This window comes from Methanosarcina sp. UBA289, assembly GCA_002496565.1.
Taxonomy (GTDB): Archaea; Halobacteriota; Methanosarcinia; order Methanosarcinales; family Methanosarcinaceae; genus Methanosarcina.
Map to the genome: position 1 here is coordinate 1 of DAKJ01000006.1, position 22945 is coordinate 22945.

Annotated in this window: 18 protein-coding genes and 1 pseudogene; all 19 read right to left on the reverse strand. The window is 41.3% G+C overall.

Annotated features, from left to right (window positions below):
- Positions 1–1385 (reverse strand): PKD domain-containing protein (locus BP549_RS02350; protein ID WP_292377801.1); only part of this gene is annotated, 1385 nt, incomplete at its 3' end.
- Between the two features lie 1695 nt (positions 1386–3080).
- Positions 3081–3275 (reverse strand): PKD domain-containing protein, encoded by a 195-nt coding sequence (locus BP549_RS15760; protein ID WP_349682319.1) that lies wholly within the window; start codon positions 3273–3275, stop codon positions 3081–3083.
- The gene (locus tag BP549_RS02355) at positions 3250–4221 is read right to left on the reverse strand and encodes a glycosyl hydrolase family 28-related protein (protein ID WP_292377803.1); all 972 of its coding nucleotides are present in this window, start codon (positions 4219–4221) and stop codon (positions 3250–3252) included. Before BP549_RS02355 ends, BP549_RS15760 begins: the two co-directional genes overlap by 26 nt.
- 1026 nt (positions 4222–5247) lie before the next feature.
- Positions 5248–6216 carry a right-handed parallel beta-helix repeat-containing protein gene (locus BP549_RS02360; protein ID WP_292377805.1) on the reverse strand — a complete coding sequence of 323 codons (969 nt, stop codon included), beginning with the start codon at positions 6214–6216 and terminating at the stop codon, positions 5248–5250.
- Positions 6217–7538: 1322 nt separating this feature from the next.
- Positions 7539–8294, reverse strand: a pseudogene (locus tag BP549_RS02365) (PKD domain-containing protein); the annotation flags it as partial.
- Between the two features lie 113 nt (positions 8295–8407).
- A complete protein-coding gene (locus BP549_RS02370) occupies positions 8408–10123 on the reverse strand; it encodes a glutamate--tRNA ligase (RefSeq protein WP_292377862.1) in 1716 nt (571 codons plus the stop codon).
- A gap of 214 nt (positions 10124–10337) precedes the next feature.
- Positions 10338–10643: a hypothetical protein gene (locus BP549_RS02375; protein ID WP_292377808.1), complete on the reverse strand. Its 306-nt coding sequence runs from the start codon at positions 10641–10643 to the stop codon at positions 10338–10340.
- Positions 10643–11377, reverse strand: coding sequence for a fumarylacetoacetate hydrolase family protein (locus BP549_RS02380; RefSeq protein WP_292377810.1), 735 nt, complete (start codon positions 11375–11377; stop codon positions 10643–10645). Before BP549_RS02380 ends, BP549_RS02375 begins: the two co-directional genes overlap by 1 nt.
- Positions 11378–11450: 73 nt before the next feature.
- A complete protein-coding gene (locus BP549_RS02385; protein ID WP_292377811.1) occupies positions 11451–12230 on the reverse strand; it encodes a dihydroorotate dehydrogenase electron transfer subunit in 780 nt (259 codons plus the stop codon).
- A complete protein-coding gene (locus tag BP549_RS02390) occupies positions 12230–13135 on the reverse strand; it encodes a dihydroorotate dehydrogenase (RefSeq protein ID WP_292377814.1) in 906 nt (301 codons plus the stop codon). Before BP549_RS02390 ends, BP549_RS02385 begins: the two co-directional genes overlap by 1 nt.
- A 55-nt stretch (positions 13136–13190) precedes the next feature.
- Positions 13191–14141, reverse strand: a complete 951-nt coding sequence (gene hemC, locus BP549_RS02395; protein WP_292377815.1) for a hydroxymethylbilane synthase — start codon at positions 14139–14141, stop codon at positions 13191–13193.
- A gap of 33 nt (positions 14142–14174) precedes the next feature.
- Complete coding sequence (gene hemL, locus BP549_RS02400) at positions 14175–15449, reverse strand: glutamate-1-semialdehyde 2,1-aminomutase (protein WP_292374378.1); 1275 nt, start codon at positions 15447–15449, stop codon at positions 14175–14177.
- Between the two features lie 386 nt (positions 15450–15835).
- Entirely contained in the window at positions 15836–16810 is a 975-nt protein-coding gene (hemB, locus tag BP549_RS02405) for a porphobilinogen synthase (RefSeq protein ID WP_292377818.1), read from the reverse strand.
- 56 nt (positions 16811–16866) lie between these two features.
- The gene (gene hemA, locus BP549_RS02410; protein WP_292377820.1) at positions 16867–18186 is read right to left on the reverse strand and encodes a glutamyl-tRNA reductase; all 1320 of its coding nucleotides are present in this window, start codon (positions 18184–18186) and stop codon (positions 16867–16869) included.
- 257 nt (positions 18187–18443) lie between these two features.
- Positions 18444–19118, reverse strand: coding sequence for a precorrin-2 dehydrogenase/sirohydrochlorin ferrochelatase family protein (locus tag BP549_RS02415; RefSeq protein WP_292377823.1), 675 nt, complete (start codon positions 19116–19118; stop codon positions 18444–18446).
- A 39-nt stretch (positions 19119–19157) separates the two neighbouring features.
- Positions 19158–19616 (reverse strand): siroheme decarboxylase subunit beta, encoded by a 459-nt coding sequence (ahbB, locus tag BP549_RS02420; protein ID WP_292377826.1) that lies wholly within the window; start codon positions 19614–19616, stop codon positions 19158–19160.
- 67 nt (positions 19617–19683) lie between these two features.
- Positions 19684–20232, reverse strand: coding sequence for a siroheme decarboxylase subunit alpha (gene ahbA, locus BP549_RS02425; protein WP_292377828.1), 549 nt, complete (start codon positions 20230–20232; stop codon positions 19684–19686).
- Positions 20225–21292, reverse strand: coding sequence for a heme b synthase (gene ahbD / locus BP549_RS02430; RefSeq protein WP_292377830.1), 1068 nt, complete (start codon positions 21290–21292; stop codon positions 20225–20227). The genes ahbA and ahbD overlap by 8 nt, the downstream gene beginning before the upstream one ends.
- Positions 21293–22200: 908 nt before the next feature.
- Positions 22201–22866 (reverse strand): hypothetical protein, encoded by a 666-nt coding sequence (locus tag BP549_RS02435; RefSeq protein WP_292377833.1) that lies wholly within the window; start codon positions 22864–22866, stop codon positions 22201–22203.
- Positions 22867–22945 lie beyond the last annotated feature (79 nt).

The window sequence follows — 22945 nt, forward strand, 5'->3', positions numbered from 1 at the left end:
GCTGTTGAGCTCGTTCCGTCTCCAAAATCCCATTTCCATGATGTGGGAGCTCCTGTGCTGGTATCCGTAAACACAACGTTTAGTGGTTCACTTCCTGATGTCGGAGAAGCCGAAAACTCAGCAACCGGTTTTGTTGCAGCTATTGTTACTGTTATGTAATTTGATTTTTTAACCGTGTTACTTCCAGCTGCATTTGTTGCTGTCAATGTTACTGTGTATTTTCCTGCTTTGGAATATTTATGTGTTGGATTCTGCAGGGTTGACGATGTTCCATCTCCAAAATCCCATTTCCATGAAGTAGGAGTTCCTGTGCTGGTATCCGTAAACACAACGTTTAATGGTGCTTTTCCTGATGTGACATCACTAGTGAAACTTGCAACCGGAGTTACTGGATTTTGTACTTGAGTAGTACCTATAAACTGCCCGAAGGCAGCCGGATCTTCTCCTACCTTCACCGTAGCTATAACTTTGTTTGTGGCGGTGTTAATTACGGATACAGTATTGCTTTCTTCATTTGCCACGTATACCCTTGTTCCCTCAGGGTTGATGGCAATTCCTAATGGGTAGCTTCCTACTTTTATAGTGGCTGTAACTTTGCTTGTGGCAGTATCAATCACAGAGACAGTGTTATCTCCATAGTTCGTTACATATGCCTTTGTTCCCGTCGGGTTGACTGCAACTCCCCACGGATAACTTCCTACAGTCACCGTGGCTGTAACCTTATTTGTTGCTGTGTCAATTACAGAGACGTTGTATTCGTTCGTCACATATATTTTTGTTCCATCTGGACTAACTGCAACTCCAGTAGGGAGATTTCCTACATTCACCGTGGCTGTAACTTTGTTTGTATCTGCGTTAATTACAGCGACATTGTTATCGAGGGTATTCACAACGTATACTTTTGTTCCATCTGGACTGACTGCAATTCCACAGGGATAATTTCCCACTTCTACCGTGGCTGTAACCTTGTTGGCTGCAGGGTCAATTACAGAGACAGTACCACTGCCCTCGTTCGCCACATATACCTTTGTTCCCTTAGGGTTGACTGCAACTCCCCAGGGATTAGATCCTACTTTTACCGTGGCTGTAACCTTGTTTGTAGCTGTATTAATTATAGAGACTGCGTCGCTGACATCGCTCGCGATATACACCTTTGTTCCATCCGGGCTAACTGCAACCCCGTAAGGGTTGTAGCCTACATTCACCGTGGCTTTAACAGTGTTACTTGAGGTGTCAATTACAGAGACAGTAGTACTGCCGCTATTCGTAATATATGCATATCTAGCCGTGTTCGAAGTACTTTGTGCAGTAGCTGCCGATGCAGTAGATAACATCAGAATTAAAACTAAAAAGATCGCTGCTGAAGCTAAAACTACTGAACACAATTTTTCATTTTTTTTCATCATCTGGCTCCGTTATATTTCGTCCTGGATTCAGCAGGTAAATCGTTTTTCCAAATATTTTTACCGACAGCGTTTTGTGGAACCTTAGATTTCATCCCGTACTAAGAAACTGCAAAAATGGTCCGCTGAATATTTCGATAATGAGATTTAGCCCATATGTTATCCAGTTTCAAATACAGTACGGATTTATCTAATTTCTGAAAAGCGCTATCCTGATACCTTCTTCATCTCAAGGGAAAATTTTCTAATCAAAAACACAATAATTCTATCACATATTTTGAAAGTCGAATAAATTTATTAAATATTTTTATGTTTGAATAATTTTTTTAATTTCAGCAAATATGTGATGCTTATTTTTTCCCGTACAGTTTGAAGATGATACCTTCATGAAAAATATCCAAATCCTAATGTCGACCTACCGAATACAGGTTTCGTTATCTAAAACTCAGTTCCAAAATCTAGGTGGTTTTTGTTTTTTGTTTACAGACTGAAGCGGAGTTTATGACAATCATGAAATCGGGATGTAGCTATAGATTCCATGTAGATCTAACAAAATTAACAAACATCAAATCTATTTTGTTCAATTTTGGCATTGTCCAATCTTAAAGTCTACCGTTGGTACTTATTTATACCGTATTCATATCCTCTAAGAAAGAACCGTTATAGGGGTTCTTGTTATAGAGATTGTATGTTAGGTCTTACATGCTAGGAAATTAGCTATTTTTGTTCCACGATCAATGATTCATTCTATCTTTCTCTATTTTATATTAAAATGTTTCGAATATTTGACTAAATAATTTAATTTTTAGTTATTTCTTTTATTTTATGTGTTATTTGATGCGGCTTTGTAATATCAAATAAACTTCGGTTTAATTTATACGAAAAACATGGGCTCCAGTCCTTTCTTTATTGTAAAAATCAAATTCAACTTTAAGATAAATCTTAGACATTAGCATGAAAAATGATACTCATTTGATTTTTCGAATCTTGACCGAGTACGAATATTAATGCATTTAATAAATTGGGGTGTTGTTTTTTCTGTTAAATTACAAATTTTAAGAGATTTTCAAGTCAAAATTTGAGACATAAAAATAGGTTCATTTATGTAATACGAAAACTTGATGTCGGATTTATACTGAAATACTGCCAATCATAATTGCATATTTTGAGTAATTGTCTAAAAGTACTACATAAGAAATATTATTCTTCTTGGAATATCTACTGAAATTTCTTTAAAGTCTATTTTGATTCACAATTCCTGCTTCTCTTGAAGATATATTTTACATTCAACGCCTGTTTTATCTTTTCAAAAGTTGTTGATGTTTCTTTTTATTCCACATCTTCTCCAAAAATTATATTCTGCTACGCTTTTTCAAGTCAAGTATATGCTTTAATTAACCTAATAGCAATTAAAACAAGCAAATATTATTACTAATTTTCCAATTGGAGTATATATCTAAACTTATAGTACTTCAATTGGAAGCACTAATTGAAAACTCCAAATATAAAAAAGTCGAGATGTTATGTAGTGACAGTCGATTGCCGAAAACCGCAAGCACAATGCCGACTCTCAAACCTGGTAATACAAGGCTAAAGGGTTGGTTTTGTCAGATTTGATCATTGATTCTACACGCCCTTTAGTCTTGATCTCTTTCATCGTTTTTCAATTTAAGGTATTCATTTTTTGGATACTACAATATATCCAGCCATAGTTTTAGTGTTACTGCCTTTAGCGTTCTTCACTGTTAAGCTGACAGTGTATTTTCCCGCTTTACTGTATGTTGTGCAGGACTCATAATGTTGAGTACATTCCATCTGTTGAATATGTTCCATCGTGTTTGTTGAATCAGTTGTCAAGAGAGCCATATCCATATCCTTTCGCTACCCAATTCTCAACACTGTGATCAGATGGCCCCAATATGTTTGAACCTGATCCTACCATAACGTAAGGCGACACAGCCCACATAACGTTATCATGAACGTTAATTGACCCTCTTGCATTAAAATTTCCAATGCCTGCACTGCTGCTTGATCCTTTGAAATCATGCATGATATTATGATGGACATTCACATTCGTCAATGAATTTACCATCTCAACACAACACCAGCCAGATTCGGCACTACCTGAGAAGGTATTATGATCTACTTCAATGTTTGTGCAATTGTTTATCCTGACACCTGTATTGGTTTGAACCTCAACATCACAGTTATACATTCTGGAATCCTTAGTACCGGATAAGAATCCTACACCGTCGTGTCCTACGGAATGCATTCTGCAATTGTATACATCTATTCCAGAGCTTTTAGTGATTCTGACACCATCACTATACAGATAGCGAGTGAATAAAATATCGTGTACTTTACAATCACTCGATGACCTGAATTGTATGCAGTTTCGATAGCCTCCATGACCTCCATCATTTGGTCCAGTTGCTGTACTTTTGAACTGAAGGTCACATACTTCAACGTTAGAAACACCTGACCCGAACACATATGCAGGCGATCTCACTGAGTTACAAACTGAACCGGTAGCAAAGATTATTGTATCGTCGCCTGCACCTTTCAGTACCACATTAGATTTCAAAATTATAGGTGCACTTATCTGATAAGTGCCAGCACCAAGGATAACATATCCAGGGTTGCTTGATGTTGCTCCTGATGCAACAGAATTAATTGCTTTATTAATTGCAGTCTGGGCATCTGGTTCAGACGTCGGATTTACAGTTATTGTATTTTGTGCGCCTAACGCAGCAGGTACGGTTGTTAAAATAAGGCATGTTACTAGGAATAGGGTTCCTATCTGTCTTTTTAGCATCATATCACCTTTGGGTTGGATTTGGAATTTGAGTAAACAAAGAATTCCATAGGGTTAGAGTCTATTTTTCCCAAAGCACATACGGCCGTTAAACTAAGATATGTTGTCAGGAATAGGGCTTCCTGCTTCATTTTAAACATCGTATCACCTTTGGGTTGGATTTAAAATTTAAGTAAACTCAAAAACTCAGGATAATCGTATACTCTTTCCTAGATATTTTCTCAAAGTTCTATAATTGGAGGTGGGTTGGACATTAGAAGATTTTGCTTCTATTTCTCAAAATCTGTTACTGACCATAGGATGTTATTCTTCTGGTCGATACTTCCTGTTTCACTAACCACGGCCTCTAGCAAAGTTAACTTTTTTGAAAAGTTTTCATCTATCTGCTATTTTATTGCTAAGTTGGCATTTCAGGTTTATACAGGCTATATTATAAAATAGTATTTATTTTTCGGAAAAATTTTGAAAACAAGTAATGTAAAATATTAATAAGTTATTAGAGAAATCTAATTGTGGAAATAATTTAAATTTTAAGACAAGTACCAAACTTAATTGAACACTTCTGTTATTAACTTTAAAAATTCGAACTACAACAGTAAAACTTTTTAGAAATCGATAAAGAAAAATATTTTTGCTTTCCTTATCGTAACTGAAAAATTTATGAAAATAAATATGTTAATTCATAATCCATAATTATTTTTTAAACTTGTCTTAAAATTTAAATTATTTCCACAATTAGATAACGGGTAATATTAACATACTTCCAACGAGTAGATCTTAAAGAGACTGATTAATCTACACTTTCTCATTATTGATAAAAACAAAAAAATTAATGGAGAGTAGATAAAAGAAAAAGGACAGTTATCTGCCCCTTTTATTTCCGAAAATCACTTATGGGCAAATACGCCATAATTTCGTCTTTCTCTACCGCATCGATCCTACAAAAACCGAAGCTCTCGAACTATACGATCCTGTAAGTGTGTGCAGGACTCTTCTTAATATTGAATATGTTCCATCGTGTTTGTTGAATCAGTTGCCCAGAGAGCCGTATCCATATCCTTTCGCTACCCAGTTCTCAACACTGTGATCAGATGGTCCCAGTGTGTTTGAGCCTGATCCTACAGTAACGTAAGGTGACACGTTCCACATAACGTTATCATGAACTCTAATAGATCCGCTTGCATGAACATTTCCAATGCCTGCACTGCTGCTTGATCCTTTGAAATCATGCATGATATTATGATGGACATTCGTATTTGTCAGTGAATTTTCCAGCTCAACGCAGCACCAGCCAGATCCAGCATTACCTGAGAAGGTATTGTGATCCACTTCAATATTTGCGCAATTGTCTATCCTGACACCTGTATTGGTTTGAACCTCAACATCACAGTTATACATTCTGGAATCCTTAGTTCCGGATAAAAATGCTACACCATCATGTCCTACCGAATGCATTCTGCAATTATATACTTCTATTCCAGAACTTTTACTAACTCTGACACCATCACTGTACAGATAGCGAGTGAACAAAATATCGTGTACTTTACAATCACTCGATGATCTGAATTGTATGCAGTTTCGATAGTTTCCGTGCCCTCCGTCACTTGGTCCAGTTGCTGTACTTTTGAACTGAAGGTCACATACTTCAACGTTAGAAACACCTGACCCGAACACATATGCAGGCGATCCTTCGGAGTTACAAACTGAACCGGTAGCAAAGATTATTGTATCGTCGCCTGCACCTTTCAGTACCACATTAGATTTCAAAATTATAGGTGCACTTATCTGATAAGTGCCAGCACCAAGGATAACATATCCAGGGTTGCTTGATGTTGCTCCTGATGCAACAGAATTAATTGCTTTATTAATTGCAGTCTGGGCATCTGATCCAGACGTCGGATTAACAGTTATTGCATTTTGTGCGCCTAACGCAGCAGGTACGGTTGTTAAAATAAGGCATGTTACCAGGAATAGGGTTCCTAGTTGTCTTTTTAGCATCGTATCACCTTTGGGTTGGATTTGGAATTTGAGTAAACTCAAAAAAACCTTATAGGGACTAGTATATCTTCCCAAAAGCACATACGGCCGTTAAACTAAGACATGGTATCAGGAATAGGGTTTCCTGCTCTACTTTTAGCATCGTATCACCTTTGGGTTGGATTTGGAATCTGCGTAAACTCAAAAAACTATAAGATAGTTATATTTCTCCCAACAGTTGATACGGCTGTTAAAATAAGACATGGTTTCGGGAATAGGGTTTCCTGCTTTATTTTTAGCATCGTATCGCCTCTAGGTTGGAATTCGAATTTGAGCAACTCAAAAATTCCAGGATAATCGCATACTCTTTCCCAGATATTTCTCAAAATTCCATATTACGTACTCGTAATGTTTTTTCCGAACTATCTAATTAGACCGAGTATATCAATATCTAATTATGCCGGGTCTATACGGTAATTCAAAGATTATTATTACGTCTGCGTAATATTTTTGAATCTATCTAATTCAGTTCTCTGCGATTTATGTGGGGCGGACACGTTGCACACAGAGTCTCACTCTCCAATTACATTATAGGGATCAGTCATTGGAGGTGGGGTCGGATATTAGAAGTTTTGGCTTCTATCACTCAAAACCTGCTACTGACCACCATAGGATGTTATTCCTTCTGGTCAATAGTTACTTTTTTTACTAACACGGCCTCTAGCCGGGTCAACTCTTCTGAAAGGTTTTTCACTTTCTGTTGTTTAACTGCTAAGTTGACATCTAGGTTTATACAGGTTATATTATAAAATATTTTTGCATTTTTCAAAAAAAATTTGGAAAGTATACAATATATAATAATATGATTTATTGGAGAATGACTGACTCTAATTATATCCACATTTCTAAGATTTATGTAAAAGTATCTGATTGAAGCGGATCAGTGTAGAAACACAAGTATTTCGGCACAAAAGCATGAGACAAAAACATTAAGAATTTCACATTAGCTAAAAAAGTTAAGAAATTATATCTTGGGAGCCGGTTATTGAAAAATTGAGAGTATGAAGAATTGAGAGTATGAGGGTGGCTTTCAATTATTTTAAAATAAGGTCAAAGGGCGTGTTTATCATATATTATCAATGATACTATCACGCCCTTTCTCCTTGATCTTTTTCTTTTTCCAATTCAGTTTTATTTACTTTCGGAGTATATTCCCAGCCTTGTGTTTGTTGTCACCTTTATGAAGTTTGTCTTCGTTACAGTACTGTTGCCTTCCACATTACTTACTGTAAATCTAATCTTATAGAGCCCCAGAAGATTTACGATCATTTTCGAAATTGCAGTCACTTTGCCACTTTTATATAATTCCATTTTGTTTTTGTACTACTTCCTGCTGCATTTGTTGCTGTAAGTTTAACCGTGTAGGTTCCTGCGGCTGAATATGTGTGTGTTGGACTCTTTTCTGTTGAAGATTTTCCATCTCCGAAATTCCATTTCCATGAGGTTGGCGATCCTTTGCTTGTCTCAGTAAATGTTACCTTTAGTGGCGCTTTTCCTGAGAGTGGCGATCCCCAGAAATCTGCAGTCGGAGCTTGCGAAGTTCCTGTCACGGTTATATAATTTGATTTTGTCACCGTGTTGATGCCTGCCGCATTTGTTACTGTAAGTTTAACAGTATATTTCCCTGTTTTGGAATACTTATGCGTTGGATTCTGCTTGGTTGAAATTGTTCCGTCTCCAAAATCCCATTTCCATTTCTTTGGTGTTCCTGTGCTTGCATCGGTAAATTTAACATTTAATGGAACTTTTCCTGATGTTGGAGATGCAGAGAATGCAGCGACTGGTTTTGTCGCAGCTGTTGTTACTGTTATATAATTTGATTTTGTTGCTGTATTGCTACCCGCAGAGTTAGTTACTGTAAGTGTTACTTTGTATTTTCCTACTTTGGAGTACTTATGCGTTGGATTTTTGGCTGTTGAAGTTGTTCCGTTTCCGAAATTCCATTTCCATGCAGTTGGCGTTCCTGTACTTGTGTCAGTAAATTTAACGTTTAATGGTGCTTTCCCAGAAATTGGAGAAACAGAAAAGTTTGCGGCAGGAGGTATTGGTGCCGGTTCACTTTCAGATAAGAAATAAGAAACAATGAAAAATGAATAAAAAGAGTGAGCAAAAGAAAAGAGAACAGTTTCCTGTTCACCTTCTTCTAGGCATATTATTTGTGGGCAAAGTAAGCCACAATTTCTTCTTCACTTACGGTATCTATCCTGCAAAAACCGAAGCGCTCAAACTGTACAATGTTGTCAAGCTCGGTTGCAATCCCCTGCTCACCGATACCTTTTAGATCACCTTCGGGACCGCGTACTTTCACATTTATTCCTTCAAGTGGGACCCAGTGGATGATTTTTGCCTTTGCTTTTTTAAGAGCTTCAAGAGAAACATCGGAGAGCTTTGCCTGAAGTGGGGAAAGGGAAGTAATCTCTATATTGCAGAAATCTTTTAAGCGGATAACAGAACCCACTTCCAGCTTTTCGACATCCTCCGTGCAGACAAGAACCTTATTTCCTACAGCAATTTCCCTGAATCCCCTTGCATGGTCTGTGGGATGAAGAGGAAGCTTAGCAACTGTCGGTTTCGAATCTGTAATTTCCAGTTCTACAGGGTCCCAGACAAAGAAATAACGGTTTGCAATAGGGTCCACGATTTTGCGGTTTTCGGCGTAGAGAGACTCCATGCTTATACTCACGTCAGTCATTCCGACTCCCATCTCTATCATGAACTTCTTCAGAGCTTCGGCCTGGATTCCACGGCGTCGGATTGCCCGGATTGTGGGAAGCCTCGGGTCGTCCCAGCCACTATATTCCCCTGCTTCTATGGCTTTTCTCAGGGTACTCGTGCTAAACTTTCCAAATTCATGGATCTTGACCCTACCCCAGTGAGTTGTTCTCGGGTATTTCCAACCGAAGTATTTGTATATGTAGCCCTGCCGCTTTTCACTGTCTATAAGGTCTTTACCCCGGATAATATGGGTCATGCCCAGCTCGTGGTCTTCGATTGCGCCTGCAAAATCCAGAAGCGGCCAGACAACATATTTATTCCCAATTTCAGGGCGCGGATGCGACATCTTTCTTATCCTGAAGGCTCCCCAGTCCCTCAACGCAGGATCCTTATGTTTAATGTCGGTCTTGATTCTCAGCACTGCCTGCTGATCTTCGTATTCACCGGCAAGCATCTTTTCCCAATGCATAAGGTTTTCTTCAGGACTGGTATCCCTGTGCGGGCAGGCCTGCTTTGCATCCTTAAACCGTTTGAAATCTTCTCCTTTACAGAAGCAGACATAAGCCTTGCCCATCTCGATAAGTTTTCTTGCGTAGTCGTAATACATAGGGAAGTGGTCAGAGGCATAGACAACCTGGTCAGGTACAACCCCGAGCCATTTGAAGTCATCGAGGTACCAGTCATAAGCCTCAAGCATAGGCCGCTTTATATCAGGATCGGTATCGTCAAAACGCAAGACAAATTTTCCGTTGTACATTTTCACGTATTCGGAGTTAACTACCATGCCTCTTGCACTGCCAAGGGTTGCGGGCCCGTTTGGATTCGGAGCAAAACGCATTACAACTTTGCCATTTTCTGCTCCTTCAAGAGGTTTTAAGCCTTTGTCAGGCTCTTTTTTTACACTAAGGGCTTCGATGAGCTCGGGGGCAATTTCTGAGAGCTTTGCTTCCCAGGTTTCAGGGTTTCCCTTTGCAATCTCGGGAATAATGTTTTCAAGAGCCTCAGATACTGCATTAGGATCGGATCTGAGTTGAGGGCATTCCCCCATTACTTTGCCCATTACAGCTTTAGGCTGGGGGGCTTTCCCATATTTTACAGCATTTTGATAGGCGTATTTTTCAATTGTTTTAAGATCTTCAGGACTTAAGGTCATAGAAGCTTCTCCAAAAATAATCTGGATTGAATGATTAAGAGCAAGTCTTTTTAAATAAGACTTGATCGAATATGTCATGATGTCGTGATCAACCGCAACAGTTGCGGTTGAGAAAAACATGTAAATAGGATTATAAAAAGTCACCGAAGCGCAGGAATTCCCGGCAAAAGCTGAAAAAAAGCTTTCTGAATAGCTTATCCTACATACGGAAATCTCATTTGGGAATGGAAGCTTCGATTTCCCGGATGCGGGATACTTTCTCATTGATTTTCTTAAGCTCAAGCTCAAAATCTTCCAGGAACTTCGGGACTGCATCCCCGGGTACGGCACCCTGAGCCGAGGGCTTGATAAGGTTAGCCTGTTCAAGGACCCTGAGTGAGTAACGCACTTTATGGTTCTGCATTCCGGTAACTTCTGCAAGTTTCAGGATTCCAATAGGAGCTCCTTCAATCACTTTTTTGAGCACCAGAAGATGGCGCTCAGTAAGGTCAAGTTCGGTTACGATATTTCCAAGCAGCATCAGACAACCTCGTTTCTAAGTATTCCTATTCCCTGGATTTCAACTTCCACAATATCTCCACGCTGAAGTTCTCCAACCCCAGGCGGCGTCCCTGTGGCAATAACATCTCCAACTTCCAGGGTCATGATTTCGGTAATAAACTCAATAAGATAAGGAATGTCAAAAATAAGGTTTGAAGTGCTGGAAGCCTGCCTGGTTTCCCCATTTACCCTGCAGGCAATCTTTGCATCCGTAATATCAATCTCGTCGGGAAAAGCAAGATAAGGCCCAAAAGCTGCAAAGGTATCAAAACTCTTTGCCCTTGTCCACTGTCCATCTTTTTGTTGGAGATCCCGCGCGGTCACATCATTAAAGCAAGTATAACCCGCAATCACATCCACGGCCTTTGAGGCTGGGATATTCTTACATCGTTTGCCTATAACGACTGCAAGTTCGGCTTCATGTTCCACTCTGGAGCTTGATTCCGGATAAATTATCTTATCTTCATGCCCTATAACAGCTGAAGGAGGCTTTAAAAAGAGAACAGGTTTTTCCGGGACTTTCATGTTTAGCTCTTCAGCATGATCCTTGTAGTTAAGGCCGACACATACGATTTTGGAGGGAGATGAAGGCGGCAGGATACGAAGTTCCGAAAGCTCATAGATCCCTGCGGAAGTCCCTCCTTTTGGATACACGTGCCCATTTTCGATTTCTCCATAAAAAACTTCATCTTTTGATCTGAACCTTCCAATCATATATCAGTCTTCTCCTGCTTTCTGGGATGGTTTCGTCTGCTTTCCTTTATTTTTTAAAAGGATATATTCAAACTTAAATTTTAACTCTTCGCCCACTGGCATCCCGCATATATTTTCCAAGCTCGGAGTCAAGGAGCTGCTCACCTGAAAACACAGGCCCGTCCTTGCAAACTCTCAATCCGGACCGGTCTATGCAGCACGCCCCGCAGACACCTATTCCGCACTTAAAATAGCGGTGAAGGCTGAACTCAGATTTTTTAAGAGCCTTTCTTTCCTCAAGGAGCCTGAAAACCGAAGCCATCATTATTTCCGGCCCGCAGACTGCAATTCTGTTATAAACCGAAAGATTGAGGCCATTGAGCACATCGGTCACAAAGCCCTTTGTCCCTTTTGAGCCATCATCCGTAGAAACGTAGACTTTCCCTGCTGCTGCAAAACGCTCTTCAAAAAGCAGATCGTCTGCACTCCGGGCTCCGAGAACTGTGTGTACCTCAGAACCTGCACTCCGGGCTGCTTCGGCATAAGGAGCAAGAGGAGCAGCTCCGACCCCGCCTGCAATAACCAGAGTTTTTTCTCCTTCCGATGGCAGGGAAAAGCCCTTTCCGAAAGGCCCTCTGAGTCCGAAAGAATCCCCTTCTTTTAACTCAAAAAGCTTTGAAGTTGCCTCCCCTACTTTCTGGACAGTTATGGAGTTCTTACTCGAGAGGCCCATAGGCACCTCGTCCACACCCCTGACCCAGACCATCACGAACTGGCCGGGCTTCATAGTCTCAAACTGGAGATCAAAGAAAAAAGTCTTAACCGAAGGAGACTCTTCATTTATCCGTAATATTGTAGCATTAAGAGGTAGCATCAGACCATCTCATGGGCAAGCCCTATTAATTCTTTTACATCCGAATAGCCTTTCCTCTGCAGAAAAGCTTCGATACCTGTACTGATTTCTGAGAAGATGTCAAGCCTGTCATAGACGGCTGATCCTACCTGGACAGCCGCAGCCCCTGCCATCATAATTTCTACCGCGTCCTGCCAGGAAGATACCCCTCCTACCCCTATTACAGGAATTTCCAGGGCAGTATATAGGTCATAAACGCATTTGACAGCTACGGGTTTGACAGCCTTTCCTGAAAGTCCTCCTGAACGGTTTCCAAGAACAGGATATCCGGACTCGATATCTATAGCCATCCCTTTTAAGGTATTAATTGCAACAACTGCATCGGCACCCCCTGATTCTGCTGCATTACCTATGCACGTAATATCAGAAACATTCGGGGTAAGTTTAACCCATACTGGCACATTTGCCACATCTTTTACTGCGGCTGTTACTGCCTCTACAAGGCAGGGGTTAGAGCCAATGTCAGCTCCATATCCTTCTGCATGTGGACAACTTACATTAAGCTCAAAAGCATCGGGCTTTGCAGGAAGCATACCTTCAGCAACTTCCTCAAATTCGGCAGGACTTCCACCGAAGATGCTTGCAATTATCGGGACTCCGGAGTCCTTTTTTGCAATCTCGAGTTCCTGGATAAAAGCAGGATAGGAAGGATTCGGAAGTCCCATTGCGTTCAAAAATCCGTAGTCAAGCTTGACCATGCTTGGGTTTGGATGCCCGGTTTTAGGCATGGGACCTATGGATTTGGTCACAGCCGCGCCTGCTCCTCCCTCACGTGCAACCCTGCACAAAGATGCCCCAGTTGTGCCAAGCACTCCGGCTGCAAGAATGGTCGGGTTTTTCAGTTTAAGTCCGGTAAGAGTATACATTAGCTGGCTCCTTTCTGCCCTGTTAGAATATCGTTCTTATTATCATTCGCATTATTCACTCGTATAAATCATCTGAGTCACACGAATCTCTGGAAATCTGCAGGAGTGCTTCTTCAGCTAGTCTCTTTCCACCCATCTGTACAAGTCTGCGTCCGAGCTCCCTGGCTTTCTCGATGCCTCCTGCCATAGGTATGTATTCATTTATTCCTACAGTTTCTGTTCCATCAAGGGAAAGAACCTCAGCCCGCACATGGATTTCTTTCCGGTCAGGTGTAATTTCGGCATAAGAACCTATGGGAGTGGTGCAACCTCCACCGAGTTCGGAAATTAGGATGCGCTCGATTTCGGTGGCAATCCGGCTGTCGGTATGGTCAAGTTTGGAAACTGCAGCTTCAGCTTCAGTGTCTGCCCTTGTGACAACTGCAACCGTACCCTGGTTAGGAGAGGGACAGAAGAAATCAGGAGAAAGAATCTCACCTTCAAGTTCCCAGCCCATGCGTTCAAGCCCTGCCTTGGCAAGCAGGATGCCATCATATTGCCCTTCTTTGAGTTTCCTGAGCCTCGTATCGATATTACCCCTCAAATCCTGTGTAATAAGGTCAGGCCTGTAGCGCTTGATCTGGGCAGCTCTTCTCAGGGAACTGGTACCTATAATGGACTGCTCGGGAAGCTCATCCAGGGATGTCCCGTCATAAGTCAGCAAGATATCAAATGGGGTATCACGCTTCAGAACGGCAGCGGTTGGAAGGGTCGGCGGGCGAATCGTTGGCATATCCTTCATAGAATGGACTGCTATGTCTATTTCTCCTGCAAGCATAACTTCGTCCAGTTCCCTTACAAAAGCCCCAACTCCGCTTGAGATTGCGTGCAGAGGCCGGTCCGTAAACCGATCTCCGTTGGTTTTTATGATTTTCAAGCTGGTTTCAACGCCCTGTGCTTTCAAAAGGCGTTTAACATTCTCGGCCTGGGCAAGTGCAAGCTGGCTGCCCCGCGTACCTATAATCATGTGAAATCCTCGTTTTCAAAGATGTAAATCCGCTCAGAGATTTTCAGTATATGCTTTAAGGGTTTTTTCGATGTCCTCTTCGCTGTGGGCTGCGGAGACGAAATTGGTCTCAAACTGTGAGGGAGGGAGGAAAATTCCGCTTGCGAGCATCCTGTGGAAGAAAGCAAGGTAACCCTCCTTATCGCACTTCAGAGCTTCCTGGTAATTGTGAGGTTCTGCCCCGAAGAATATCTTGAACATTGAAGCAATTCCGCATACGCTGTAATCAAGTCCATTGTCCTCTACAATTTCGGAGAGTACAGCCCGTATGTAATCACCCTTTGAATTGACTTTTTCGTGAATCTTTTCTTCTTTCAGATAGTCGAGCACTGCAATACCTGCAGCCACGGAACACGGGCTTCCGCTGAAAGTTCCTGCCTGATAGACTGGGCCGGATGGAGAGATCATTTCCATGATTTCCCGCCTGCCGCCAAAAACCCCTATAGGCAGGCCTCCACCCACAATCTTTCCAAGGGTGGTCATATCAGGCACGACCCCGAAGTATTCCTGTGCCCCTCCCATTGCGAGCCTGAATCCGGTAATAACCTCATCGAATATAAGAAGCACATCATTTTCCAGGGTAAGCTTCCTGAGTTCTTCCAGGTATCCGGGAAGGGGAGTTATCGGACCTATGTTACCGAGCACAGGCTCTATGATGACTGCAGCCAGTTCATCTCTGTTCTTCTCCACGAGCTCGGTCATTGCTTCAATATCATTGTACGGAGCCTGAAGGGTGTACTTCGTGAAATCTGCAGGAATTCCCAGGGAATCGGGTTCTCCAAGGGTTGTAGCTCCTGACCCTGCTTTTACCAGTACCGCATCATGTGCCCCGTGAAATCCGCCTTCAATTTTGATGAATTTGTTTCTACCAGTAAAGCCACGGGCAAGGCGAAGGGCGCTCATCGTGGCTTCTGTACCTGTGGATACGAAACGGAGCATATCAATACTGGGATAATACCCTGCAATTTTCTCGGCGAGAGTTACTTCAAGCTCTGTTGGGGTTCCGTAGAGCCAGCCTTTGTCGAGCTGGGCTTTAATAGCCTCTTTTATTACAGGGTGGTTGTGCCCAAGGAGAGCAGGGCCATAAGCCAGACAGTAATCGATGTATTCGTTCCCATCAAGATCTTTTATTTTTGAGCCGTCGGCTGATGCTGTATAGAAAGGATAGGGCTTGATTGCGCGTACAGGACTGCTTACCCCACCCGGAATAAGGGTCTTTGCTTTCTCATACATCTGTCTGGACTTCTCAAGTGTTACCTCGGATATCATGGAAATCTCACCGGATTGGACTGAAAATTTGTAATAATTCTTTGTGAATTCAAGTGAAGTTCTGAACTGAGCTTAAATTAGATATCGAACTGAATTTATACTGAGCTAAATCATATCGAACTAAATTATATCGAACTATATTATACCGAACTATATTAATATTAAACGGACTTTATATATTAAGCTGCACTTTGAAGTAAGGCGTTTTATACCTTACTGTATTCCTTTTCTATCTTATAACAGAGCCTTCCCCTATTAAGCAGTTGTTGATGGTTTGGGCTGTAACTGGAATAAGCAATAAGCTTGAAAGACGAAAGCTGAAAGACGGGGAAGAAGAAAAACGAAATAAACTTTCTGAAAAGAAGGAGCGCCTGAAAAAGAGGCGCTTACTTCAGCATGCGGGCGACATCCTTTGCAAAGTAAGTGATGATAATGTCAGCTCCTGCCCTTTTGATGGAAATGAGGGATTCATACACGGTTTTCTCTTCATCAAGCCAGCCTTTAGCTGCTGCGGCTTTAAGCATGGAGTACTCCCCACTTACGTTGTATGCGGCTGTGGGCATCTGGTATTCCGTCTTGACACGATAGATAATATCAAGGTAAGGAAGGGCTGGCTTTACCATTATTATATCTGCACCTTCAGCCACATCGAGGGTTACTTCCCTGAGAGCTTCATCACTGTTTGCAGGGTCCATCTGGTAAGTAGATCGGTCTCCGAAAGAATATCCTGATTCGGCGGCTTCCCTGAAAGGCCCATAGAAAGAAGAATGGTACTTTGCAGCATAGGACATGATTGGAATATTCTCAAATCCGTTGAGGTCAAGTTCTTGCCTAATCGCTTCTACCATTCCGTCCATCATTCCAGAGGGGGCTACCATATCAGCGCCTGCTTTTGCATGGCTGACCGCAATTTTTCCGAGAACCTCAAGGGTGGGATCATTCAGGATTTCTTTCGTTTCAAAATCCACAATTCCGCAGTGTCCGTGGCTTGTGTACTCACACATACAGATATCCGTGATCACCACAAGTTCATCCCCCACTTCGGCTTTGATTCTCCGGACAGCTTCCTGCAGGACATCGGTTTCCCCATAGGAGGAACTGCCTTCCGCGTCTTTGAATGCAGGCACTCCGAAAAGGATTACTGCAGGAATCCCGAGATCTGCAATCTCTCTTGCCTCTTTTGCAACCTCTGAGAGAGGGAAACTGTATATGCCTGGCATGGAAGAAATTTCAACAGCAGAATCGATAGTCTCATTTACAAAAATAGGCTGAACCAGGTCGTCTAGGGATAAGGTAGTTTCGCGCACTAGGTTCCTGATTTTTCCTTTTCTCAATCGTCTTAACCTGATATCTGGAAACATTTGATCACTTCTCTGTGAATTCTCTGCAAATCTCATGTAGTTTCTGATTCTTTTTATTAGTTGCCTTTTTCAGAGACCCGATTTGTCATATTTCCGCAATCGGGTTTTATTTTTTCTATATTTGCCTTTTCTTTTTCCAGGCAGAAGACCCTTGAAACTACGTCAAGGAATTCTTCATTTCCGAGTTCTGCGGCCTGGCGGAGAACTTTGGTAGGTTCGGCAAGAATTTTATTTACTATGGAATGGGTAAGGTCATCAAGTACCTCAGTTTCAATTTCCCCTATAGTATGGTAAGCACAAAGCCTGTTGACTGCTTTTTCCCTTTCCCGTATCCTTACATCGTATACCTGCCTGTAAAGGTCAGAAATGATTTTGTCTGCTTTCTGGCGCTTATACTGGAGATTTAAAAGCCTGATCTCATCCTGAATTATCTCTTCGGCTTTTTTAGCTTCCTCTTTCCTCATCTTGAGCGTCTTCTCACTGATTACCCTGAGATTGTCAATATTGCACAGTTCCACGTTAGCGAGTTCAGCAACCGATTCTTCGATATCCCTGGGATTTGCTATATCAATTAAGAGGAGTTTACGGGATTTATCCCGGTCTTTTATAGCTTTTTCAACAATTTCTCTGGTTAAAATGTAATGAGGAGCACCTGTACCACTGATTACTACGTCAGCATCTTTAAGATAAACCTCTACTTCATCGAGCCTGACCGCGTGTCCTCCTAGTTCATAGGCAATTTCTTCGGCTTTTTTGAAAGTACGGTTAGCAATGTAGATTGCTTCAATGTTCTTTTCAGCCAGAGCTTTTGCTACAAGGACACCGATTTCCCCTGCTCCGATCACAAGTACGTATTTTCCTGTGAGCCCTTCCAGAATGTCCTCTGCAAGATCCACAGCTGCAGAACCTATGGAAACCGAACCCTTATTTATTCTGGTCTCGTTGCGTATACGCTTTCCGACCTGAATAGCCTTATCAAAGGCAGTATCCAGGATTTTTCCCGTTGTTTCTTTTTTCTTGCAATACGCATAGAGGTCTTTTATCTGTCCAAGGATCTGGTCTTCTCCTACAATCATAGACTCAAGCCCCCCAGCAAGCCTGAGAAGGTGCTCAAGGGATTCATCGTGCCCATAGAAATCTATAATATGGGTGGAAGCTCCCATTTCCTTTGCAAAAGAGAAAAGTACACTGCTGCTTTTGGGGGAAACAACATAGATTTCAACGCGGTTGCAGGTTTTTAACACGACACATTCGTGAACGTACTCATAATTACACAGGTGGTGGAGTAGCCCGTCCAGATCTCCGTGCCAGGCGGACTCCATTTCCTCAATTTTTGCTTTTTTATGGGATATAACCATACTTGAGATTTCTGTCACAGAGAGCCTCCGGATAGAATGGATAAGGGGATATAGAATTAATATAAGGAGTTAATATAAGGAATTATAAATTAAACTTTGTCCAGGACTCCTTAGCCTTTTCTCATTAAGTGAATTTTTATCTACAGAATACTTCGAGTTAAAGTTTTCATTTGCAGAATATTTTGATTCATAGAGTATTTATGTTCAAGAAGTTTTATTTCCTTCTTGTTTTTATTCTTCGAAAGTTCTTATAGTTCTTAGCTCCCTGTCAGGTTTTACCTGCTGGAATTTTCAAGGCAACCTGAAATTATATTGTATGCTCTTTCCGCTGCTGTTTCATAAGACTCGGAAAAGCCACTCCAGACAAACTTGCTTTCAAGAATTTTCCAGAGAATTGCCTTTCTCTGCCTCTGTTCTGCCACATGATGCTTGAGATAACTTCTAAGCTCATCCTGAAGCCGAATCATATTGGAATATTCTGGAGTTATCAAACCTTCGATCTGCTTGCGGGTGTATTTTGAGACTGCAGGACTGTGGCCGAGAGTGGAAATACCGATTACAAGGTCGCCTCTTTTTATTACTGATGGGATTACGACACTACCTAAAGCGTCAACCTGATTAATCAAAATATCGCTCTCCCTTGCAATGGCAGTGATTTTTTGGTTAAGTTCAAAATTGCTTGTCGCGGGTATGACAATAAAAGCCCCTGAAATTAGTTCTCTGAGTTCGGAATCCGAAGCTTCAAGCAGATCAAGCCTAACAAGCCGCACCTGTCCTGAAGCTTCAAGTTCCTGAAGGCGCTGGGAGAATTCGAGGCTGGCAACAAGAGTATCTGCACATCCTGAGAAGAGTTCAGCTTTGCGTTCTCCAACCGAGCCTCCTCCAAAGATAACGATTTTTCTGCCAGACAGATCAAGCATAAGCGGGAGAATATTGTTTGTTTCAGCCATAGCCAGGAACCTCGCAATGATAAATTTTAATGCAACACCTTACAGCCTGACCCCGGTTTTTTTGAACTCCCGTTCACTGAAAAAGAGGGTATAATCCTTAATTCCTGTAGCTTCTGAGATTCTGACAGCTACCTCTTTACAGTCTTCTGGAGTATAAGAGTGAACCATAGTGAACAGGTTATATGGCCAGTCAGGATAGCGCGGACGTTCATAGCAATGAGTCACTTCTGGGAATTTGGCCATTATTGTCCCGACTTTTTCAATTTGCTCCCCCGGGACGTTCCAGACACACATAGCATTGGCTGTTATTCCTATTGCCCTGTGCCCTATTGAAGCTGCAAAACGCCGGATTTTTCCGGCTTTCTGAAGGCGTTTAAGTCTGTCAACAACTTCCTGTTCACTTATCCCAAGTTCGGCAGCCAGACCTCTGAAAGGGGAATGGGTTAGCGGGATTCCATCCTGCACGAGCTTGAGAAGTTCAACATCTGTTTGATCCATTTTTTCACCTTATATGGATTTTTTGATAAACCTTTTTTAATAGGGTCTCATCTTTTTCATCCATTTTTCACCTGATATCGAACTTTACATTTATCTTGAAGAGACGCTTTGTGGGGAGATTTAACAGAGGACAGCCGGTTCTCTCCCGGATTTCGTGAATTATCTCTTCAAGTCTCTTTTTGCTGGGGGCCGAGAGGGTAAACCATAGGTTATATTTTGCAGCGTTTCGGAGGTAATTATGGGAAACTTCAGAGTATTCATTTATGAAGTTTGCAACCTCTTCAATTCGAGATTCAGGAACTTTCAGAGCTACAAGTGTGCTTACTCCGCCCATTTTTCTAGTGTTGAGTACAGGCCCTACCCGTCTGACTGCTCCTTTCCTGTTGAGTTCTTGCAGCCTTTCAAGCACCTCGATTTCGGAGAGGCCGAGAATTTCGCCTAACTTCTCAAAGGGCTCGACTTCAAGGGGAACTTCTTGCTGGATCTGGTTCAAAATTCTCTTATCAATCTCATCAAGTTCAAATTCAGGAACTTCTTCTTCGTAAGGCTGCATGTGAGAGGGAAAATTGGCTTTCTCCTGCTGGAGCTGAGTTTTACAGTTTTCAACTTCAATCATCCTGATCACTACCATTTTTTCGAGGCCTGTATATACAGTAAGGCTCTTCTTCAAGATAATCGCCTGTAGCAGCATAAGCTCTTGCCCTACAGCCAGAACAGACTTTTTTGTATTCGCAGATTCCGCATTTTCCCTTAAGTTCGTCGGGATTTCTGAGTTTTGCAAAGACTTCGGAGTTTTCCCATATTTCCTTAAAGGACTGTTCCCGGAGATCGCCGGCAAGTAGAGGCAGGTAGCCGCAAGGGTAGACCTTACCTACACTTGATACGAAGCAGAAACCTGTGCCTCCGAGGCAGCCTTTTGTCATTGCCTCATAGCCATGGGTTTTAACTGAGATCTCAATGCCCTCTTTTTTTGCCTGCTGGCGCATTATCCTGAAATAATGGGGGGCGCAGGTTGCTTTTAGCTGGATTTTCGATTCTTTATGTATCTCATAAAACCAGTGCAGAATACGCTCGTAGTCTTCAGGGGAAACCTCATCGGATTCCTCTCCCCTGCCTGTGGGCACAAGGAAAAATATGTGATACGCAACTGCTCCAATATCTTTTGCAAGCTCAAGAGTCTTGGGGATTTCCTCTATGTTGCGTTTTGAGACCGTAGTATTGATCTGGAAGGGAAAATCAGTTTTCCTTAGGACATCAATGCCTGCAAGCGTTCTTTCAAAAGCCCCGGGCATGCCCCTGAAATTGTCATGTTTCTCTGCAGTCGCTCCGTCAATGCTGATGCTGAGCCGCTGGATGCCCGCTCTTTTCAGTTTCTCCACGATCTCAGGCGTAAGAAGTGTGCCGTTTGTTGCAAGCACTACTCGAAGCCCGGCATCAGTACCATAACGCGCAATTTCAAAAACGTCAGGCCTGGTCAGAGGCTCGCCTCCGCTCAGGATGAGAATGGGTTTTCCAAGCTCTGCAACTTCATCAATGAAATGTTTAGCTTCGTCAGTTGTAAGTTCACCTGCCGGAACCGAGGAAGTGGAAGCTCCCCTGCAGTGTACGCAGTTCAGGTTGCACCCTGCAGTCAGTTCCCATGCAATAAGTCTTGGTGCATTTGTCATGGCGATCATAAATTAGCTGTTTTTATTAATAGCATTCAAAGTTTAATGAGATTTACAAATTAACGATAATTAAAAAGTTAAATTCATAGCTTGAAGAGCGAATAAGATCTAGATTAATTTACCGGGAATTTATCCAATTAAGACATGAAAGATTCAAATTTTATATCTGAAAGGTCATATTCATAAAGTAATATTAATATTCTGCCATTTCATATGAAAAATTGTGGAAAGAAAAAAACCAAATAGTAAGGGTTTTAATTTCATCCAGAGTCGTTGGCAATTTATTATCAAATAATCTATCTAAAAGTCAAAATGGAAAAATAAATTCATTAATTAGTAAACGTAAATCCAAAGCCTAGAAAACTCATTGAAGAATAAGAAATTCTCCTTTTAAACCGTAACTACTCCATCATTATTGGTGTCTCATTATTCCAGTATATATCTATAATGGCTGTACTCCAACGATGCAAAGATATTGAAGTTTTTTCTTTTGCCACTCCGTTATCTAATACAACTTTGAATGTATACTTTTTCTGTTCAAAAGAGTTTTTAAGATTAAACGGTTTTGTTTTTGAGACTGATTCGTCTGGACGGAGCTTATACGATTCCTTAAATATAGATTCATTATGAGAATTGAGTATTTCAACTGATACTTCGTGGGTTCCTACATCATGGTTTCTTAACTCAAAAAAGTTCTCCTCTGCTGGACCAACAAGAAGAAATGTTAACAAATAATAACCTATGATTGCAGCTAGGGGTATGAATTACAGAAATAAAAGTAGTTTTCTAAAATTTCGCATTTGAAACTCCTTTATATTTGAAATTCAACATATTATTCTGAGTTAAATAATTTGAGTCGCATATTGGGTTTTGGGATCTTCTCATTGAAAAAATGATAATGAAAACTAACTTTTTTGTTAAAACCATGGAAGTAATGAGTCTCCTTTTCCTTTTTCATTCCCCATCTTTAAACCATCAACTTTTCCTTCTTCATTAGACATATAATAGGATTCTGCAATCAATTTTTTCAGCGCGGGTGTTTCTTCAGTGAAATTTGTTAAGCCCATGATTCCGTAATAAACTATAAAATAATCTTCTCGAGTTTCAAGGAAAGGTCTCTCATACACTAGAAAATATCCTGACGTTTCAGGGCTTTCATATCCTGTTGCATTAAAAGAGGTAAGGTTATAGGAATTTTCAACTTCACGCTTTTCAGTTTCTTCTTGAAGTTCTTTACTAATATTTAGCTCCTGCTGGAACACATTACCATTTTCTTCGAGATAACGATAGAGGGTATTCTCTCCTTTTAAGAATTCAGATTCATCATCAAAATACCAAACACTTATAAATTTTCCTCCAGAAAAATTACCCATCTCACAGTATGAAGAAATTTTCGGGAAAAGTGCCGTGCATCCCTGTTCACTTTTTTGCCATGCTCCAGGGATGTACCATTTTGGCATGGATTCTGAAGGAGGCAGTCCTGGACCGATCTGAATGAAATCTAGTAATAACCATACTCCAATAACAGCAGCTATGAAAAAAATTAAAAGTGCTATCTTCTTATTAATTTTCTTATAACACATATGCCTGCTCCAGTTTAACAAAAATATAATGGGTGATTAAGGTCTCACCCATGCTGACACAGTTCCAGTCCAGCTCCCT

What these genes read in the sequence shown, in the direction of transcription:
- hemC (WP_292377815.1), bottom strand. Translation starts at nt 14,141, where the DNA reads ATGATTATAGGTACGCGGGGCAGCCAGCTTGCACTTGCCCAGGCCGAG.
- BP549_RS02415 (WP_292377823.1), bottom strand. Translation starts at nt 19,118, where the DNA reads ATGGCTGAAACAAACAATATTCTCCCGCTTATGCTTGATCTGTCTGGC.
- ahbD (WP_292377830.1), bottom strand. Translation starts at nt 21,292, where the DNA reads ATGATCGCCATGACAAATGCACCAAGACTTATTGCATGGGAACTGACT.
- BP549_RS02390 (WP_292377814.1), bottom strand. Translation starts at nt 13,135, where the DNA reads ATGTATACTCTTACCGGACTTAAACTGAAAAACCCGACCATTCTTGCA.
- BP549_RS15760 (WP_349682319.1), bottom strand. Translation starts at nt 3,275, where the DNA reads ATGGATATGGCTCTCTTGACAACTGATTCAACAAACACGATGGAACAT.
- BP549_RS02360 (WP_292377805.1), bottom strand. Translation starts at nt 6,216, where the DNA reads ATGCTAAAAAGACAACTAGGAACCCTATTCCTGGTAACATGCCTTATT.
- BP549_RS02355 (WP_292377803.1), bottom strand. Translation starts at nt 4,221, where the DNA reads ATGATGCTAAAAAGACAGATAGGAACCCTATTCCTAGTAACATGCCTT.
- BP549_RS02370 (WP_292377862.1), bottom strand. Translation starts at nt 10,123, where the DNA reads ATGACCTTAAGTCCTGAAGATCTTAAAACAATTGAAAAATACGCCTAT.
- BP549_RS02380 (WP_292377810.1), bottom strand. Translation starts at nt 11,377, where the DNA reads ATGATTGGAAGGTTCAGATCAAAAGATGAAGTTTTTTATGGAGAAATC.
- ahbB (WP_292377826.1), bottom strand. Translation starts at nt 19,616, where the DNA reads ATGGATCAAACAGATGTTGAACTTCTCAAGCTCGTGCAGGATGGAATC.
- hemL (WP_292374378.1), bottom strand. Translation starts at nt 15,449, where the DNA reads ATGATATCCGAGGTAACACTTGAGAAGTCCAGACAGATGTATGAGAAA.
- hemB (WP_292377818.1), bottom strand. Translation starts at nt 16,810, where the DNA reads ATGTTTCCAGATATCAGGTTAAGACGATTGAGAAAAGGAAAAATCAGG.
- BP549_RS02375 (WP_292377808.1), bottom strand. Translation starts at nt 10,643, where the DNA reads ATGCTGCTTGGAAATATCGTAACCGAACTTGACCTTACTGAGCGCCAT.
- ahbA (WP_292377828.1), bottom strand. Translation starts at nt 20,232, where the DNA reads ATGATTGAAGTTGAAAACTGTAAAACTCAGCTCCAGCAGGAGAAAGCC.
- BP549_RS02385 (WP_292377811.1), bottom strand. Translation starts at nt 12,230, where the DNA reads ATGCTACCTCTTAATGCTACAATATTACGGATAAATGAAGAGTCTCCT.
- BP549_RS02435 (WP_292377833.1), bottom strand. Translation starts at nt 22,866, where the DNA reads ATGTGTTATAAGAAAATTAATAAGAAGATAGCACTTTTAATTTTTTTC.